General features: G+C 60.4%; 18 protein-coding genes. 10 read left to right on the top strand and 8 right to left on the bottom strand.

Annotated elements, in window-relative coordinates; genetic code table 11:
• Positions 1-74: 74 nt before the first annotated feature.
• The 6 genes from LY631_RS10620 (at position 75) to LY631_RS10645 (ending at position 5,228) form a co-directional block, all read left to right on the top strand.
• On the top strand, positions 75-854 hold the full coding sequence (locus tag LY631_RS10620) for an ABC transporter permease (protein WP_274425285.1): 780 nt from the start codon (positions 75-77) through the stop codon (positions 852-854).
• 37 nt (positions 855-891) lie between these two features.
• Complete coding sequence (locus LY631_RS10625; protein WP_274425286.1) at positions 892-1,968, top strand: NAD-dependent epimerase/dehydratase family protein; 1,077 nt, start codon at positions 892-894, stop codon at positions 1,966-1,968.
• Positions 1,955-2,803, top strand: a complete 849-nt coding sequence (locus tag LY631_RS10630; RefSeq protein ID WP_274425287.1) for a GNAT family N-acetyltransferase — start codon at positions 1,955-1,957, stop codon at positions 2,801-2,803. The genes LY631_RS10625 and LY631_RS10630 overlap by 14 nt, the downstream gene beginning before the upstream one ends.
• 31 nt (positions 2,804-2,834) lie before the next feature.
• A complete protein-coding gene (locus tag LY631_RS10635; RefSeq protein WP_274425288.1) occupies positions 2,835-3,899 on the top strand; it encodes a dihydrodipicolinate synthase family protein in 1,065 nt (354 codons plus the stop codon).
• Positions 3,896-4,687 carry an ABC transporter ATP-binding protein gene (locus LY631_RS10640; RefSeq protein ID WP_274425289.1) on the top strand — a complete coding sequence of 264 codons (792 nt, stop codon included), beginning with the start codon at positions 3,896-3,898 and terminating at the stop codon, positions 4,685-4,687. The genes LY631_RS10635 and LY631_RS10640 overlap by 4 nt, the downstream gene beginning before the upstream one ends.
• Positions 4,688-4,934: 247 nt before the next feature.
• Positions 4,935-5,228 carry an FAD-dependent monooxygenase gene (locus tag LY631_RS10645; protein ID WP_274425291.1) on the top strand — a complete coding sequence of 98 codons (294 nt, stop codon included), beginning with the start codon at positions 4,935-4,937 and terminating at the stop codon, positions 5,226-5,228.
• A 204-nt stretch (positions 5,229-5,432) separates the two neighbouring features.
• Here the strand turns inward: LY631_RS10645 and LY631_RS10650 are convergent, their stop codons facing one another.
• The gene (locus LY631_RS10650) at positions 5,433-6,347 is read right to left on the bottom strand and encodes a LysR family transcriptional regulator (RefSeq protein ID WP_274425293.1); all 915 of its coding nucleotides are present in this window, start codon (positions 6,345-6,347) and stop codon (positions 5,433-5,435) included.
• A 77-nt stretch (positions 6,348-6,424) separates the two neighbouring features.
• Between LY631_RS10650 and LY631_RS10655 the strand changes: the two genes are divergently transcribed.
• Positions 6,425-7,315: an NmrA family NAD(P)-binding protein gene (locus LY631_RS10655; protein WP_274425294.1), complete on the top strand. Its 891-nt coding sequence runs from the start codon at positions 6,425-6,427 to the stop codon at positions 7,313-7,315.
• 445 nt (positions 7,316-7,760) lie between these two features.
• Here LY631_RS10655 and LY631_RS10660 read toward each other — a convergent pair whose 3' ends face one another.
• The 7 genes from LY631_RS10660 to LY631_RS10690 all read right to left on the bottom strand — a co-directional run bounded on the left by LY631_RS10660 (position 7,761) and on the right by LY631_RS10690 (position 14,381).
• Positions 7,761-8,576, bottom strand: coding sequence for a phosphodiesterase (locus tag LY631_RS10660; protein WP_274425295.1), 816 nt, complete (start codon positions 8,574-8,576; stop codon positions 7,761-7,763).
• Entirely contained in the window at positions 8,573-9,610 is a 1,038-nt protein-coding gene (locus tag LY631_RS10665) for an ABC transporter ATP-binding protein (protein ID WP_274425296.1), read from the bottom strand. Before LY631_RS10665 ends, LY631_RS10660 begins: the two co-directional genes overlap by 4 nt.
• A complete protein-coding gene (locus LY631_RS10670) occupies positions 9,607-10,398 on the bottom strand; it encodes an ABC transporter permease (RefSeq protein WP_274425298.1) in 792 nt (263 codons plus the stop codon). The genes LY631_RS10665 and LY631_RS10670 overlap by 4 nt, the downstream gene beginning before the upstream one ends.
• Before the next feature lies 1 nt (position 10,399).
• Positions 10,400-11,203, bottom strand: a complete 804-nt coding sequence (locus LY631_RS10675) for an ABC transporter permease (protein WP_274425300.1) — start codon at positions 11,201-11,203, stop codon at positions 10,400-10,402.
• Positions 11,204-11,276: 73 nt separating this feature from the next.
• The gene (locus tag LY631_RS10680; protein ID WP_274425301.1) at positions 11,277-12,272 is read right to left on the bottom strand and encodes an ABC transporter substrate-binding protein; all 996 of its coding nucleotides are present in this window, start codon (positions 12,270-12,272) and stop codon (positions 11,277-11,279) included.
• Between the two features lie 22 nt (positions 12,273-12,294).
• Complete coding sequence (locus tag LY631_RS10685) at positions 12,295-13,371, bottom strand: LacI family DNA-binding transcriptional regulator (protein ID WP_274425302.1); 1,077 nt, start codon at positions 13,369-13,371, stop codon at positions 12,295-12,297.
• A gap of 356 nt (positions 13,372-13,727) precedes the next feature.
• A complete protein-coding gene (locus tag LY631_RS10690) occupies positions 13,728-14,381 on the bottom strand; it encodes a FadR/GntR family transcriptional regulator (RefSeq protein WP_274425303.1) in 654 nt (217 codons plus the stop codon).
• On the opposite strand from LY631_RS10690, the gene LY631_RS10695 reads away from it, so the two are divergent.
• From LY631_RS10695 to LY631_RS10705, 3 genes are read left to right on the top strand one after another with little or no spacing between them, the layout of a single operon-like run.
• Positions 14,346-15,887 (top strand): NAD(P)/FAD-dependent oxidoreductase, encoded by a 1,542-nt coding sequence (locus LY631_RS10695; protein ID WP_274425304.1) that lies wholly within the window; start codon positions 14,346-14,348, stop codon positions 15,885-15,887. The genes LY631_RS10690 and LY631_RS10695 overlap by 36 nt on opposite strands.
• 2 nt (positions 15,888-15,889) lie before the next feature.
• Positions 15,890-16,984 carry an ABC transporter substrate-binding protein gene (locus LY631_RS10700; protein WP_274425306.1) on the top strand — a complete coding sequence of 365 codons (1,095 nt, stop codon included), beginning with the start codon at positions 15,890-15,892 and terminating at the stop codon, positions 16,982-16,984.
• Positions 16,985-16,990: 6 nt separating this feature from the next.
• Positions 16,991-18,076 (top strand): ABC transporter ATP-binding protein, encoded by a 1,086-nt coding sequence (locus LY631_RS10705; RefSeq protein ID WP_274425308.1) that lies wholly within the window; start codon positions 16,991-16,993, stop codon positions 18,074-18,076.
• The last annotated feature ends 1 nt before the right edge of the window (position 18,077 follow it).

Consider the following 18,077-nt stretch of genomic DNA (forward strand, 5'->3'; position numbering starts at 1 on the left):
GTTGACCGGTGCAGCCTGTCCGCCTATTCTGAGCGGCAGAATGCAAGACAATAGTGCCGCAGGGGAGCGGAGTTGTGACAGCACATTCAAGGCGGCGGGGCTGGTTTCCGCGCAATCAGAGCCTGACGATAGCTATTCACCTCGTCGCTTTGGCCATGTGGGAGGCTGTGGTCAGGATCTTTGATATCCAGCGATATATCCTGCCGCCGCCCTCCGAGATCCTCGCTACGCTTGCCGGTGATCATTACAGCTGGCTGTCGAATACCTGGGTCACCGGTCTTGAGATATTCGGCGGATATGTCCTGGCTACGGTGGCTGGCGTTGCCTGCGCACTCATCTTCACGTGGTCGCGGCTCGCACTGGTGACACTTTTTCCGTTGCTGGTCACGTTGAACATGATTCCCAAAGTGGCCCTCGGACCGCTGGTCATCGTCTGGTTCAGCTACGGTATCGGCACGAACATCCTGATCACCTTCAGTCTCTGCTTCTTTCCAATCCTGCTGACGACGGTCCGTGGCCTGCGTGAGGTCGAGCCGGATCTGCTGGACCTGGTGAAGTCGCTACGCGGCTCGAAATGGCAGACCTTCATCTACATCCAACTGCCAGGCGCTCTGCCCTACATCTTCTCCGGCATGAAGGTCGGGGCCATTCTCGCCGTCGCCGGGGCGGTCGTGGGCGAATTCATCGCCTCCGCACGTGGTCTCGGCTACCTGATGATCCAGGTACAGTCTTCGCTCGACACGCCGGCCATGTTCATGGCCGTGACCTTGATCACGATGCTGGGCGTGCTCCTCTACTTCGCCGTTCTGGCCTTGGAACATCTCCTGGTGACCAAGGATGCGCGGCTCTCGTGACATCACAATGCAAACGCTTAGCAGGACATCTTTGCCCATGAGCCAGCACAACGACAAACGGTATGCGGATTCCGGGCCTTTGCTTCAGGCAATCGATCTTCCCGACAGCATTGGCGACGTCGACGCACTCGAAGATTTTTTGGCGCGGCCGAGCGCTGCGCTTATCGATGATTTGAAGGCGCTGGACGGCGACATCATGGTTTTGGGCGCTGCCGGAAAAATGGGGCCCTCTCTGTGCCGCCTCGCGCGCAACGCGGCGCCGGAAAAACGCATCATCGCGGTGGCACGTTTCAGCGATCCGGCCGTGAAGGAGAAACTGGAGGCCGATGGCATCGAGACCATCGCGTGCGACCTTCTCGACTCCGCAGCACTGGCATCGCTGCCGCAGTGCAAGAACATCGTCTTCATGGCCGGCCGCAAGTTCGGGGCCGAGGGCGACCAGCCTTTGACATGGGCGATGAACGTTCATGTGCCCGCCATGGTCGCGGAAGTATTCAAGGACTCGCGGATCGTCGCTTTCTCCACCGGGTGCGTCTATTCCTTCACTCCCACCGACGGCATGGGAGCCTCGGAAGATGCGCCGCTGACGCCACCTGGCGAATATGCCAATTCCTGCATCGGACGCGAGCGGATGTTCAGCTACTTTTCCGGGCGGTACGGCACACCCGGCCGTCTCTTCCGGCTGAATTATGCGATCGATCTGCGCTACGGCGTGCTGCACGATGTGGCGCGCAAGGTCTGGCAGGGAGATCCCGTCGATGTCTCGATGGGGCATGTCAACGTCATTTGGCAGGGCGATGCAAACAGCCAGGCGCTGCGTTGCCTGCGCCATGCGACGTCTCCGACAAGCCCGCTGAATGTGACCGGGCCGGAGGTCATCTCGGTACGCTGGTTGGCCGAAGAATTCGGCAGGGTTCTTGGCAAGGAGCCCGTCATCACAGGGACCGAAGCCCAGACCGCCTGGCTTACCAATTCTGCGCAGGCGTGCGATCTCATGGGTTATCCGGTGGTGCCGCTCGGGCGCATGATGACGTGGACGGCAGACTGGCTGAAGCGCGATCAGCCAACCTACGACAAACCGACCCGCTTCGAGGCGCGCGATGGCGCCTACTGACGACGATCCAGGCGTTCTGAACCCGGCGCACCTGCCGGACCTGATGGCGCTGTCGCGCGAAGCGGGTTGGAACCAGTGTGAAGAGGACTGGCGGCTCTTCCTGTCGGAAGGGGCGGTGTTCGGAATTGTGGATGCGGGGCGGGTCGTCGGCAGCGCGGCCATAATGCCCTATGGAAAAGACCTCGCCTGGATCGGCATGGTGCTCGTTCTGAAATCCCACCGGCGGCGCGGAATCGCCACCCGGCTGCTGAAAGCATGTCTCGACGAAATCGACCGGCAGAACCGGACCGCGTTTCTGGACGCAACGCCGGAAGGAGAGCCCGTCTACAGGGCGCTCGGCTTCGAAGGGGATTTGCGCATTACCCGCTGGCAGGGGCAGGCCAGCAAAGGGGGTTCTTCGCCAGCTTCCCGTCATAACAGCGAAGCGATGAATACCGATCACCTCGAAGAGGCGCTGGCGTTGGATCTTGCGACGCTTGGCGTGAGACGAAACGCACTTCTTTCGTCCTTCGCACGGCGCCTGCCGGAAGCGGCGCGCGTGCCGGCGAAGGGCAGGGGGGCGATCTTCGGCCGTGACGGCGATCTTGCCTGCCAGATCGGCCCGCTCTTTGCCGAAGACGAGGACGTGGCCTCCGAGTTGTTGAGTGACGTCCTCGCGGCCCTCAAGGGGCGTGTTTTCATCGATGTCATCGATGGTCGCACCAAGGTCGTGAAAGCACTGGAAGACCAAGGATTCGTTCCGCAACGCCCCTTCCTGCGCATGTCGCGAGGAGTGCACAAGCCCTCCAACGACATCTCGAGGCTCTTTGCAATCGCCGGCCCCGAGTTCGGATAGGCCGCAGGTACTGGATCAGGAGGCCGGAAGCATGGCACGACATTACACCGACATTGACCCGGAGCTGATGCAAATTTTCCGCCAGGGCGCGGTCATTCCGGCTCATCCCCTCGCTCTCGACGCGGACCGCCGGTTCGATCGCCGGCGGCAAAGAGCCTTGACCCGGTATTATGTCGACGCCGGCGTGGGTGGCTTGGCGGTTGGCGTCCACACGACGCAATTCGCCATCCGCGAGAAGGGCTATTACGAAACGGTTTTAAAGGCAGCCATCGAAGACAGCCGGGACTGGACCGATCGGCCACTGTTTATGGTGGCCGGTATTGCCGGTCAGACCGAACAGGCCCTGAACGAGGCGCGGAAGGCCGTGGAGCTTGGCTATCATGCCGGGCTGGTCAGCCTGTCGGCATTGAAAGACGCCGATACGGATACGCTGATCGCGCATTGCGAAAAAGTATCCGCCGAAATACCCATTATCGGATTTTACATGCAGACCGCCGTGGGCGGAATCGAACTGGACGCGTCTTTCTGGGAACGCTTCGGCAGGATCGATAATGCGATCGGCATCAAGGCGGCGCCATTCAATCGTTATCGGACTTTGGATGTTATGCGCGGGATCGTCGCCGCCGGCGCTGAAGACCGTATCACGCTCTATACCGGCAACGACGATCACATCGTCGCCGATCTCCTGACCCCGTTCGTGGTGCGCCGCGACGGCCGGTCCGTTACGGTCCGCTTTCGTGGCGGTCTGCTGGGCCATTGGTCGGTCTGGACGCGGCGTGCCGTTCAGCTTCTCGAGCGCATTCACGCGGCCGTTGACGGCGATGGCTCACTCGATACGGAGCTTCTGGCGCTCGACAGCCGGGTGACGGATTGCAACGCAGCTTTTTTCGACGTCGCGAACGACTTTCACGGCTGCATCGCCGGTTGTCACGAGGTGCTACGCCGACAGGGGCTGCTCGACGGCATCTGGTGCTTGGACCTGGCGGAGGGCTTGGGCCCCGGACAATCGCGGGAAATCAGCAGGGTTTACGCTGAACATCCTGATCTTTCGGACGATGATTTCGTCCGGGAAAACCTGGAAAGGTGGCTTTCATGAGTGAGACGGCAACACCGAAGGCCGAAGCCGAGCCATTCATCCGGCTGCGAAACGTACGCAAGCTTTTCCGAAACGACGGCGAAGATTTCGTCGCCGTCTCGGATGTGACGCTCGACATTCAAGAAGGCGATCTCGTTTCCGTCGTCGGACCTTCCGGCTGCGGCAAGACCACGGTGTTGAAGATACTCGCCGGGCTGTACGAGGTCGAGGAGGGGCAGGTCACCATAGGCGGTGGCGGAAGCGCATTCCGGCCCGGACGCGACGTGGGAATGGTCTTCCAGCAGCCGCTCCTGTTGAAGTGGCGGACCATTCTCGAAAACGTGATGCTGCCGGCCGATATATTGCACATCCCCCGCAAGGAAAGCCGCGAGCGCGCGCGCGAACTTCTGGACATGGTCGGTCTTGCCGGCTTCGAGGATAAGCACCCCTACGAGCTGTCGGGAGGCATGCAGCAACGGGCGTCCATCGCGCGGGCGCTGATCCACGACCCCAAACTCGTTCTAATGGACGAGCCCTTCGGTGCGCTCGATGCCATGACACGGGAGAAGATGAATCTCGAGATGCTGCGCATCTGGGAGCGCAGCCGCAAGACAATCGTTTTCGTAACCCACGGCATACAGGAAGCCGTTTTTCTGGGATCTCACTGCGCCGTTCTGACGGCCGGACCGGCCCGCATGTCCGACCATTTCGCCATCGATCTGCCGCAGCCACGCACGCTGGACATGAAAACGTCGGATAGCTTCGGGAGCTACGTCAAGCGGATCTATAGGCAGTTGGGGATGGATTAGATACAGCCGACGTTCGCCGTCGTGAACCCACGATAAAGTTGTCCCGGGCGGTCGCTCCGGTGGTAGGTCGCATTTCTGAGAAAAGACATTGACCTCACCTCCGAAACTGCAGCTGGCTCGTGAGCCTGCAGAATGAGGGAGCTGGCGGAAGCAAGTGCTGTCTCGCCTATCCTGATAAGTAGCGCACAAGGAGTTTGCTTCAAGCCCGTAAAGCGCACGCCCCCTTTCGATACGGGGAGGTGTGCTCATGACCGATCATACTGTGATCATAGCCGGCGGCGGCCCGACCGGGTTGATGCTCGGTGCCGAGTTGACGCTGGCCGGCGTCGACGTCGTCATCATCAAAAAGCGGGTGAACAAGGAGCGTATCCAGCCCGGTGCGCTCGGTCCCATGCGCGCACGATTGAGGTGCTCGATCAGCGCCTGGTCGGGGAGGGGACGGAGAGGGCCTCTTCGAAGCTTTCACCACCTGGTTCGGACCGCGGTAGTCGATATCAACGGCGAGGTCAGCCCGCGCTTGCCTCGGCGTCATCCGGCTTGACCAGCTCCACCGGCGCAATGTCTCTAACAGCTGCTTCTCGACGTTCAACCGGTTCCCGCGTCACCTCCGCTTGATCGCGTTGTCGTGGTAAAGTAGCTGCCAGTCCACTTCCGGCCCCAACCATCAGCTGCGGGTCGGGTCCATAACATTGCCATAATACGTCGAGGCACTCGCCCCGCTGCTCTGCAGTGGCGGCGGTGATCACTACGGGCCAATATCGCCAACTGCCGCGACGATTGTTCTGCGCAGCCAGACATGTCTTGGGGCATCCTGATGGCGCGCATGCCAGACAAGGCTCATCACCACGCTGCCCAGGTCGAGCGGCGGCGGCGCCATCACGAAACGCCGCATGTCAGCGGCCGTTCGAGCAAGGCTGGACGGCAACGTCATGACCAGGTCGGAACGCGCGGCGATTTCAACTGCCGCGAAGAAGCTTGGGACCCGCACTTTTACCCGGCGTTGCCTGCCCGAGCGAGCGAGGATCTCATCGACCCACGCTCGGCCGGTCCCGGTGATGCTGACGACGACATGTTCCAGTTCAAGGAACCGTTCCAACGTGAGCTTCCTGCCCGCGGCAGGATGCTCGGCACGCATCAAGGTCGCGAACTCATCCTGGTAGAGTTTGCGTTTCCGGATTCCGGCAGGCGCGTCGTCGACGACGCCGATGAGGGCATCCACAGCGTCGGCTTCAAGCGCATCGAGGGGCCGCACCCCTGGCGGCACCACCTCGAGATCGACGGCCGGCGCTTGCTGCGCGAGACTGGCGATCAGCCGCGGGCCGAGGACTGCGGCCTCCAGATCCAGCATCAAAAGGCGCACGGAGCCGGCCGCCTGCCTCGGATCGAATGCTCTGCCGTCGAGAAGTTCGTTGACGCCTGCCAAGGTGTTGCGCAGTAGAGGCCGCATCTCCTCCGCGCGCGCGGTCAGCAGATATCCGCCCGGCCCGTCGACCAGAAGTGCATCGGAGAAAAGTACCCGCAAGCGCGCAAGTGCCCGGCTCGCAGCGGGTTGGCTCATGCCGAGCCGCGTTGCGGCTCGGGTCACACTCCGCTCGTCCAGCAGCGCATCAAGCACAACCAGCAGATTGAGGTCGGCATTCCTCAAATTCACTTCACGCATGCTCGGTATGTAATACATGCATTAGACGCATGGCAATACGCAACCTATTCTCCAAGCCGTTAGCAAGGAGAACTGACATGTACGTAGTGCTTGGAGCAAACGGGCGAGCTGGAGGCGAGACCGCCCACGCCCTGATCGAATCGGGGAAACCCGTCCGCGTCGTGCTGCGACAACGGGAGCAGGCGGAAAAGTGGACGAAGCTGGGCGCTGATGTAGCGATCGGCAGCATCGAGGACGTGCCAAGCCTTACCGCAGCACTGAGGAACGCGGCGAGTGCCTTCCTGCTCTGTCCTCCGCCCGTCAGCGGCGATCCCTGCAGACGCGCGGAAGAGGTCGGCAGCGCACTTGCAGAAGCGGTGCGACAGGCCGGGCTGCCAAAGTTGGTCGCCCTGTCTTCCGTCGGTGCCCAGCACGAGACGGGCACGGGCGTCATCGCAACGCTCAATCGCCTGGAGAAGCATCTCGAGGGGGCAGCACCGTCAACCACCTTCCTGCGGCCAGGTTACTTCGCCGAGACTTGGGGCGAGGTAGCACCGGCAGTGATCACTGAGGGCGTGCTTCCGAGCTTTCTCGAACCCTCGCAGACAATCCCGATGGTGAGCACGATCGACGTGGGGCGCACCGCTGCCTGGCTGCTGGGTGACGACCTCAGCGGCAAGCGGATCGTTGAACTGCGGGGCCCTCAGGACTGGAGCGCGAACGATGTTGCGGCCGCATTCAGCGGCGTCCTCGGCCGCCCTGTGGAGACGGCATTCGTTCCGCCTGAGGCTCGTGCTGCGGTGCTCGCGCAGGAAGGAGTGCCTCCAGAGGTCGCCGATGCGCTGCTCGGGATGTATGATGGCATCGCCAGCGGCCGGGTCGAGCACGAAGAAGGTATAGAACAGCGGCGTGGCTTCGTTGCGTTGTCCGACGCGGTCGAAAGGATCGTGCGCGGAATGGGAAAGGATGCCGGCGGTCTGGCTGCCTGAGACTGCGGACTTTCGTCCTGGGCAACGGGTTCACGCCCAATTGGAACGCCCAGAACTCACGAAATATTATCGCGGAGGCCGACCAAACGTCTGACTGCTGATGCAACGGGCATGGAGCGTGCAAATAGTGCCTTTCAGGCAACGCCCAGCTCCCCGGCAATTGCAAGGCGGCTCAGAAAGCCCAACTACGGACTGCCCAGATCGGCGGCAGCGGCTCGTCACTCCATGGCCGATTATGCGGCCATGGCTTAGCCGGGTATTATTTCAAGCTGAAGGCGGAGGCATGACGATGCCGGAGCCGCCAGTGGGGAAGTAGAGTTTTTCTTTGTCTTTAGTGGCGATCGGCAATTGGACGGCCGCCGAAAGAGCCAAGCAGGGAATGGTAGCGCCAGACATAACGATCGATCCAGACACCCTCGGGAGACTTTGCCGCCGAGTGGCACAGCTATGGTTCAAAGCCCGCGAACGGATAAGGCCCCTGGAAACGACCGACAGGTATCCAGTGGGTGAGGAACGCTCCCTCGCGGATTTCGTGCAGGAGCATGCCCCCCGGTTCCATTGTCAGGCTGTTTTCGGCAGCGGCACGATGGTCCAGGGTAACTGCATGGGACGTACCGGGACAGACCTGGCAGATCCGGCCGCCAAAAATGCCGGTTATTGAGCGGTGCAGATGTCCGCAGACGAGGCGAATTTCGCCCGGGTAATCCGTGATGGCCGAAAGAAGTGGCGTGGGATCGATAAGGTTCTGGGCGTCCATGGCCGCAATACCGGCGGCGTAGGGCGGGTGGTGCAGGCCGATCAGCACGGGTTTGCCGCCGGAGCGCGCAAGCGCATTTTGCAGGAAATGGCGCGTGTCACCGTCGAGCGCCCCATGGGCCTTGCCCTCCACCAGACTGTCCAGCCCGACGGTGATACAGTCGGCAAATTCGGCGATCCAGCCGATCGGTCCGGTGGCGGGCATCCAGTTCGCGTTTGAAAAACTCTCTCGCATTGCCTCGCGCCGATCATGGTTTCCCGGCACGGCGCGGCATGGCACGTCCAGATTCGATACAATGTCCTGGAAGTGGCGATACTCTTCCGGGGTTCCGTGCTCGGTCAGATCTCCGGTGACGATCACGAGATCGACAGGCCCGATCTGAGGCAGCAGGCGGTTGATGGTCGCGACCGTGTCTGCGAGGGCCGCTGCGGTGTCGACCTTTTCATAGGCAAGCTCCCCTTCGGGGACGATATGGGTGTCGGAAATCTGCAGGATCTTGGTCATGTGGTCTGGCCGTTCTTGTCGACAAGAAAAAGGAGATCATCGGCTGCAATACGCAGGCGCACGGTGTCGCCGGGGCGCGGCGCCTGCCTTCCGGGATGGGTTGCAATGAGTATGTCATCGGTGACGTCCCGGATCCCGAGGCGATAGTGACCGACCGAAAATGAAACCGTCTCGATCGTGCCCCGAAGGGCACCTTCCGGGTCGAGATGAATGTTTTCCGCCCGGACGAAGGCCTGGCCGGGCTGTGCATCATTGGGAAGTGTCAGTTCCCCGCCTTTCAGGATCAGCCGTCCCGGTTCCCGTTGGCCCATCATCGGCATGGCGTTGCCAACGAAGCGCGCGACGAACGGGGAGGCGGGGTTGCGGTAGAGCTCCTCCGGTTTGCCGATCTGCTGTAAGGTACCCTTCGACATGACCGCGACCCGATCGGCAATCGACATCGCCTCGACCTGATCGTGGGTGACGAAGACGGCAGTGATCTGAAATTGACGCAACATGGCCGCGAGTTCGTCGCGCAGACTGTCGCGCAGGGCCGCATCGAGGGCGGACAGTGGTTCGTCCAGGAGCAGGATGCGCGGGCGCGGGGCAACGGCACGCGCCAAGGCGACCCGTTGCCTCTGACCGCCGGACAGGACTGTAACAGGGCGGTTCGCATAATCCGTCAGGTGGCAAAGAGCGAGAACTTCGTCGACCCGGCGCGTCTGTTCCGCCTTGGAAACCTTCCGGACCTTCAGGCCGTATGCGACATTCCCGCGGACCGACATATTGGGAAAAAGGGCGTAGGACTGGAACACCATGCCGACATTGCGCCGTTCGACCGCAAGACGGGTGACGTCTTCATTGCCGAAGCGGATCTCGCCGCCGGGATCCGGTCGTTCAAGTCCGGCGATGATCCGGAGCAAGGTGGTCTTGCCGCAGCCCGACGGACCAAGGAGGGACAGGATTTCTCCCGGGCCGACCGTGAGGCTGGTTGGCCGGAGGGCGTGCGTTCCATCGGCAAACGTTTTGCTGGCGTTCTTTATGATGAGCGTCATTGCGTGATCCTTCGGGCTCTGTCGGACGCCCATTGCATCGCCACAAGAAGCGGCACAATCATCACGAAGAAGACCAGCGTGTAGGCCGACGCGATCTCAAGGCGCATCGAGGCGTAGCTGTCTGCAAGTCCAACGGGGAGTGTTTTCAAATATGGGGTATGGAGCATCCAGGTCAGGTTGAATTCGCCGATGGAAAGCGTGACGACGGTCAGCGCGCCGGCGAGAATCCCCGGCAGGGCGTTGGGCACGACGACAGTCCGGAATCGTGTCCAGGGGGCAGCACCCAGCGTGGCCGCCCCTTCCTCCAGGGTTTTCAGGTCCATCGCGAGCAGCACGGCGAGAACGGCACGCACCATGAAGGGCAGGGTGTACAGAACGTGGCCGACCAGAATGAAGGCCCAGGAGGTGCGAAAACCTGACATCGAGCCATAGAGCTGGAGCAGCGCGAGGGCGAGCGCAAGGCCTGGAACCGCGAGCGGCAGCGAGATGAATTCCTCCAGCACGCGGGACAGGCGCCCCGGATTTCGCGCTAGCGCGTAAGCGGCGGGAACGCCGATCACCAGCGTGAAGAAAAGGCAGGCGGCGGCCAGCCACAGCGAGAGAAAGATGCTGTGCGCATAGAGGTCCCAGACCTCCCCGAGCCATTTCAGTGTCAGGCCGGAGGAAAGGCCGCGGAAGTAGTTGGATGTGAAGCCGGCGAGAATCGACTGAAGAGCTGGGATGATCAGGAATGCCGCCGTCAAAAGGGTGACGGCGAGTTGCAACAGCCAGGAGGGCGAGGGTCTCATCTCAACCTCCCGCGGCGACGGTGGTGCCGGTAAAGCTGCGCGCGACCAGAAGCAGGGCCCAGGTGGCGAGCCCCAGAACCACGGAAAGCGCGGAGGCCATTGCGATGTTCGCCGACAGCGTGAATTCCGTATAGATGACCATGGGCAGGACGTCGATGTCAGTGGCGAGCGTGAAGGCCGTTCCGAAGGCGCCCATGGCGGTGGCAAAGGCGATGGCGCCGGCGGCGATCAGAGAGGGCGCAAGGCCGGGTAGGATGACATCAGTGACGATGCGAACGGACGAGGCGCCGAGCGTGCGCGCGGCTTCTTCCAGCGCCGGATCGAGCTTCTCCGCTGCGGCCATGACGGTGAGGAGGACCCTGGGGATTGAAAAGTAGAGATAGCCGAGAAAAAGGCCGGTCAGGGAATAGGCGAAGACAACGTGGCCTGGAAGAAGCTGGTTGAAGAGCCCTTGGCGCCCGCCGAGCAAAATGATCAGAAAACCGATGACGACGCCCGGGAAGGCAAGCGGCAGGGTCAGTATGGAAAGCAGAGCGCCTCGTCCGGGAAAATGGTTACGGGCGAGGAACAGACCTGCTGTCGTGGATATCGCCAGTGCCGCCGCGCTGACTGCCAATGAGACGAGCACGGTCTGCAGAAGCGTTTGCAGATAGCGGCGCGTTTGCAGGATCTGCAGATAGATCCCCCAGCCGTCTGGCCCTTCGACCGAGGCTCCAACAAGGCGCACGAGCGGCAGGGCGAGAAAGGCCAGCGAAAACACCGCAAGCGGCAGCAGGCAAACAGAAACGAAGATGCGGTGAGCCATGGCGGGCTTTCAGAGGGGCTTGGGTGGTGTGCCGGGAGCAGAGAGCCGCTCCCGGCGCGAAGAGGCGGGCGCGTTAATTGACCTCGTTCAGGTACCGCTCCCCGAAATCGGCCTGAGCCTTTTCCATTTCGGCATAGTCCACGGCGACGGCGCGGTCATAGTCACTGGCGGGAAGAAATTTTGCCGCGATATCGGTCGGCAGATCGACTGGACGGGCCGGCTGCAGATAGGCATTGGCCCAGATGGCCTGGCCTTCGTCGGAGAGGATGAAGTCGAGAACCTTCTTACCGGCTTCTTCGTGCGGTGCGCCGGCAACCAGGCTCATGACGTAAGGCACGCGAACGGACCCTTCACACGGCAAAACGAATTCAAAATTGCCTTCCTCTTCATATTTGCCGCGATAGGCATTGAAGTCGTAGTCGAAGAGGATCGGAATTTCGCCGGAGACGACGCGGGCGAAGGAGGTCTGCTTGGGTACGATCGGATCATTCTTGGCGAGTTCCTTGAAATACTCGATCGCCGGGTCGAAGTTTTCCAGGTCGCCGCCAAAGGCGAGGTTGGCAGCCACCGCGCCGGCATAGCCAACGAAAGCGGAGGACGGGTCGAGATAGCCGACCATGCCGCGATACTCGGGTTGCGTGAGATCGGCAAAGCACTGAGGGACCGGCGCCCCGCCCAGAGCGTCGACGTTGACGAAGAAACCAAGCGTACCGTAGTGGATGGCGAACCACTTGCCTTCGGGATCTTTCAGGCCGGCTGGAACTTCGTCGAAGCCTTCCGGCTTGTAGGCGGCGGCGGCGCCCTCGTTGCCGGCCTTGATGCCCGTCGTGACGCCGTAATAGGCAACATCTGCCACGGGGCTGGCCTTTTCGGCCAGGAGTTGGCTGAGTGTCTGGCCGGAATTCTTGTTGTCATGCGGCATCGTGATGCCAAGCTTGTCCTCGATGGCTGTGAGCATCGAAGCCCAGTCGGCCCATTGCGGCGGGCAGTTGTAGCAGACGGCATCCTCGGCCTGTGCTGGCAGAATGGAAGCGATTGTCACGGCTGCGGCGATGCATATATGTTTCATTGCGGTAACTCCTGAAGGGATTTCAACGGCTTCGGGGTTGCTGGTAGGATGACGGGGGAGTGACGGCTTCTCCGTCATCCGGGCGATCCGGTCCGGGAGAAGCGAGGCTCCCTCCGGACCGGAAACTGAAGGTTTCTGCAGGATCAGGTTGCTCAGGCGCTGCGGCGCCGGTCAGTTGCGCAAGAACGGTCGATGCCGCGCCGCGGCCGATTGCTTGAGGATTTGTGATGACTGTTGCCAGGTTGGGCTCCACCATGAGACCTGTGGAAATGCCGTCGAACCCGACAATGGAAAGATCTCCCGGTACCGTCTTGCCCAGACCGCGGGCGGTTTTCATAGCCGCGAGCGCGAGATAGTCGTTAGACGCGAAGATGCCTGTCAGGTTCTGGTTTTCGGCTAAGAGCCCGCCCAGAAGCTCCAGGAGATTGCCTTCCTGTTCTTCGATTTCGAGCAGGCTTGGACGAGACATCCCGAGGGACGTGCACGCCGCCACATATCCTTCATAACGCTCTCGGGAGCGGTCCGAACGTTTGAAGCGTAGGGCAAGAAAGCCAGTGTGAACGTGGCCATGCTTGGCAAATGCCCGCGCAACTGCCCATGCGGCGCCAACGTTGTCGACAGTCCAGGATGGCAGGCCGTTGCCCGGCCGATTGTAGATAAGACAGCACGGTATACTCCGGGCACGGATGAGATCTAGTCCTGCGCTGCTCTGTGCATCGCTTACGGTTACGATCAGCCCGTCGACCTGCTTCGAGAGAAGCGTGCGGATCGCCTTTGTTTCCAGCCCCTCATCATAGTCTGAGCAGGCAAGGATGAGTTGGTAGTCCTGGCGCAACATCTCTGTTTGTGCGGCCTGGACCACCTCGGCAAACACCGGATTGGCCAGTGATGGTACGATACAGCCGATCGTTCTCGTGCTGTTGCTTTGGAGTGAGCGCCCCAAGGGGCTGAATTCAAAGCCGAGTTCAGCGGCCGCGGCGAAGACCTTTTGGCGCGTTTGCGCGCTCGCCGATCCCCGCCCGTTCAGGACACGGCTGACGGTCGCGATGCCGCAATCGGCACGCTCGGCAACATCCTTGATCGTCGGCGGACGGGACACGAAAAGCCTCTTGAGCTATCAACGGAAGCCACATTGGAAACGTTTCCAACACCTATTACTCGTCCTGCATGTCGGTTTGATGAAGGTCGTGATCAGGAGGGTGATGTCGCGGTGGATTCTCTCCACGGGCGGATGGTCGCGAATTTTGGAATCACTCAACTCGTTTTTTGGAGGATACCCCCGTTGGGGAAATGCGTGGCGCCTGCTCCAATTGCGCAGGTTAAGCTCTGCCGTTCGGCAGCGCGCTGCCAGCGTGCACCACGACCACCACGTCCTGACTCGCCAGAAAGTTCGGCGAGGAAGCGACCGTCCGCGGGTACATCCGGGATTCACCGATGACCACCCGCGCGCGCCAACTAACCGCCGACCCATCCTTGCACATGAGACAGATGGTTGCGCAGAACCTTTCGTGCCGCGTTGATGTCTCTGCTTTTTAAGTGTCGCACGATTGTTTCGTGCTCCTCCTGATAACTGCCCCACCGCTGAAAAGAGAATGTCTGCTGCTTCAAAGCAAGCCACGACTGACCGCGACGCGCCTGAGTCAACCAATCGCCAATGAAAAAGCATACGCTATTGTGGGTGACCGCAAACAAGTGGGCATGAAAAGCAGCATCCGCAGCTTCGCAAGCCCACCAGGTTGCCGCCGCCCGGCCCTTCAAAGCCAGGTGCTCCAGTTCGTCGAGTTCATCGTCGGAAGCGTTCATCACGATCATGGGAACGAGCGCGGGCTCACATTCAGAGCGAAATTCCACCAGTTCACGAGGGGATGGCTGCTGCCCTCGCCACTGGTTGGCATCATCGCTGCGGTCGGACCCTTTTCTTTGCCGCTGGGGTAAGGTGGAAACGAAGGTGCCACGTCCAACATGTCGAACAATGAGGCCGCGGTTTGCCAACCGCGACAACGCGTCACGAACCGTATTGCGGGCAAGACCGGTATATTCGGCGATCGCACGTTCTGTTGGGAAGCGCGAGCCTTGCAAAAAAGCCCCGGTCTGAATCGCTTCAGCCAAAATCAGTTCCAGCCTTTGCTTATCGCCATGGACAGTGGCCAACATTTCCTGAAGGTCATTTTCATTCGTACCGTTCGCCGGCAAAGCCAACCTCCTGCTGAGCCAATTGGACCAATTAATTTACAATTTCCCATATACGTCCCCTTTGCAAGCGCATTCTGTCGTGCAACACTGCCCATTGGTTCCGAATGGGTTAGAATGGTAGCAGCGGTGAAGGATATCCTGAGACAGTCGGTGGACGTGGCGATCGTCGGAGGCGGGATCGTCGGTTGTTCAACGGCATGGCATCTTGCGCAAAAGAATCTGAGTGTCGCTGTGTTTGAGCGTGGTCGAGTTGCATCGGAGCAGTCGAGTCGCGCGTGGGGCTTTATTCGGCAGCAGGGGCGCAACGAGGCAGAAGTGCCCCTTGCTGCGGAAGCGAACGAAATCTGGATCGAGCTCAGCCGCCGCTTCGGCGCAGCATCAACCGAATTCGTCCAAGGTGGAATCCTCGTCCCCGCAGAAACCGAAAAGGATGAGGAGCGCGTTGTCGACGGTCACGAGGTCGCACGCCGCTTTGGGCTCGCAACCACGATCCTAAATTCAGCCGGCATCGAGGAACTGCTGCCGGAAATCAATGGCCGCTGGCGCTCCGGTCTCTACACGCCGGGCGATGCTCACGGAAATCCTTTACTTTCCACCCAAACCATCGCCGATGCCGCTCGCGCTGCAGGTGCGAAAATTTACGAAAACACCCCGGTTTACTCCGTCGAGCGCTCGGCAGGTCGCCCCAATAGCGTGATGACGGCCGATGGGCGTTGCGAAGCAAAGGCGATAGTCTTGGCCAATGGTATTGGCGCGCCGATACTTGCCGCGCCGCTCGGCCACAAACTGCCGATTCAGATCGTGAAGTCCTCAGTCGGACGAACAGTTCCGGCTGCCCCCTTCACGAAAGTTGCGATGTGGGGTCCGAATGTTGCCTTCCGCCCCGGTTTGGACGGACGTTTTACCCTCGGCAACGGCTATCGCGGCGTCGGCGTCGACTACGAGATGACCGTCGACTCTCTTCGCGGTCTTAGCCATTTCCTGCCAGCATATCGCAATAATTGGCGTCTCTTGCGGCTGACGCTCGGACCGGATTTCTTCCACCAGCTATATGCACGGACCAGCCGCGCCGCCGCTGTCAAAGCTCTACCCGAACCGAGGCCGAACGAACGCAAGGTGTTGAGCAATCTGGAAAGCTTCCGAGAGCTCTTTCCTCATCTGGGTACGATTGCATTAGAGACCATGTGGGCAGGCCGCTTGGATATGACGCCCGACGTTATTCCCATCATTGACCGCCCGCGTGCTGATGAGGACCTGTTCATAGCTGCCGGTTTTAGCGGTCATGGTTTTGCCCTTGGCCCCGCAATCGGCAAACAATTATCGGAATGGATAACCGAAGGGTCTCCTTCACTCGATCTCACGCCGTTCCGGTTGGCGCGGTTCCGGGAGGGGATCGTTCATAAGCCGCAGAAGGCACTTTAACAATGTCGGAGGAAATCAGAATGCCTGGAAACCACAGAATACGCCGGCGGACATTCCTTGCAGGAACCGCCATGCTGGCCGGAGCCAGTTTGATGCCGGGACTTCGAGCCGCCAGCGCGGCTGAAACGATCAAGGTCGCCACTTGGGGAGGGTCCTGGCGGGATTCTCTCGACAAGCTGGTCGCCGAAAAGGTCCGCGAAGCAGGCGGTGCCGTCGACTACGTGCTCGACACACCGCAAGGAAACCTGGCCAAGCTGGTCGCGGCACGCGGCGGCGTGGTTCCTTTCGACAACATGGAAAGCGGGCTGGAACTGGTTCAATTGATGGCGGCGGATCGGTTCATCGCCGATCTCGACTACAGCAGTATTCCGAATGCCGCTGCACTTCCTGAACTCGCCCGCGCCAAGAACTACGTGATGACACTGGGCAGCATGGACGGCATTGTCTACAATCATGAGGTTTTTGAGGAACTGGGTATCGCACCACCGCAAAAATACTCTGATCTTGCTGATCCAAAGCTTGCAGGTAAGGTGGCGTTCCCAGACATTACACATACCCAGCACTGGAATGCGGTGACAGGTCTCGCCTATGAGGCCGGAGGATCGGAGGCGGACCTTAAAAAGGCGGTGCCGCTGATCAATGAAATCAACCCCGCTTACTTCTACTCATCATCGACCGATCTCTCCACGAGAATGGCATCCGGCAACATTGTCGCGGCGCCATGGCATGCGGGCTTCGTTGTCCGCTTGCGGCGTGATGATGTTCCCCTTTCGATTACCTATCCCAAGTTTGGCGACAAGCAAGGCGGCCTTTGGCCAGTACTGCATCATATTGTGCGCGGCACTTCGAACGTCGAGATGGCGAGGGCCTTCCTCAACGCCTACCTCGATCCCGAGGTGCAGCTCGCACATGCCAAGGCGACAGGGGTTTTGCCAATCAATCCCGAGGCGCTGCGCAATCTTGCCTCCGACCCCGAGAACCAGGAAGTGCTGCGGCTCGATGAAACGACTTTCGAGAACCTGTTCGTGGTAGATTTTTCAAAGGTGGACCTGAGGGAATGGCGAAACGCTTGGATGCGTGACGTCAGTCGAGGATAGCGCCTCGTGTCGAGTGTAACTCTGGAACGACTGGCTAAAAAGTATGGCCAGGTGGAGGTTGTTAAGGGCGTAAGCACCGAAATCGGGGAGGGCGAGCTTATCGTCCTCCTTGGTCCGTCGGGATGCGGCAAGACGACGATATTGCGCATGATCGCCGGCTTTATCGAGCCGAGCAGCGGGACTGTCCTGATCGGCGGCAAGGCCGTCAACAAGGTCCCACCGCGCGCGCGCGACATCGGTATGGTCTTTCAGGATTATGCCTTGTTTCCCAACATGAGCGTCCAGGATAATGTCGCCTTCGGACTGGTCGAGCGCGGAGTCCCACGCAACGTGGCGCTTGGCCGTACCCAAGAGATGCTTAAACTTATTCAGATGGAGCAGTTTGGTGAACGTTATCCAACTGCCTTGTCGGGTGGTCAACAACAGCGCGTCGCGCTGGCTCGGGCTCTCGCCTATGAACCACGCGTCCTCCTCATGGACGAGCCGCTTGGAGCGCTCGATCAAAAGCTGCGCGAGGACATGCAACGTGATTTTTCTCTCATCCAGCGCAAGGTTGCGATAACCACGGTGTTCGTCACCCATGACCAGCAAGAGGCAATGGCTCTTGCTGACCGGATCATCGTGATGAATGCGGGTCGGATCGAACAGATCGGACGCCCGCAAGAACTGTACGACAGTCCATCTACCCTCTTCATCGCCGACTTTATTGGACGCTCGAATAAGTTGAAGGGGCATGTGGAGCATATCACCGGCGAAGCTGCGCAGATCCGACTGGAAGGCGGTGAGACGATCGGCGCCAAGGTCGTCGGTACGGCTCGGGAGGGCCAGAACGTTGTGTGCGTAGTGCGTCCTGAAAGGCTATCCATCGGCGGTGTTCTGGAGGCAAACAAAATATCCGCCCGCCTGGCGAAGCGCAGCTTTCTCGGCGACGCAGTCGACTACATTTTTGAACGGCAGAGCGGGGAGCAGATCATTCTAAGAAGTTCGCGTTCAGCAATGCCGGAATCAATAGGGCAGGACACTTTGGAGATAGGCTTCGAGCCACGGGATACCTTGTGTTTTCCTGGATCAGCTTCAACAGTGCAGGGCTAGT

The organism is Chelativorans sp. YIM 93263 (genome assembly GCF_028767125.1).
Taxonomy (GTDB): Bacteria; Pseudomonadota; Alphaproteobacteria; order Rhizobiales; family Rhizobiaceae; genus Chelativorans.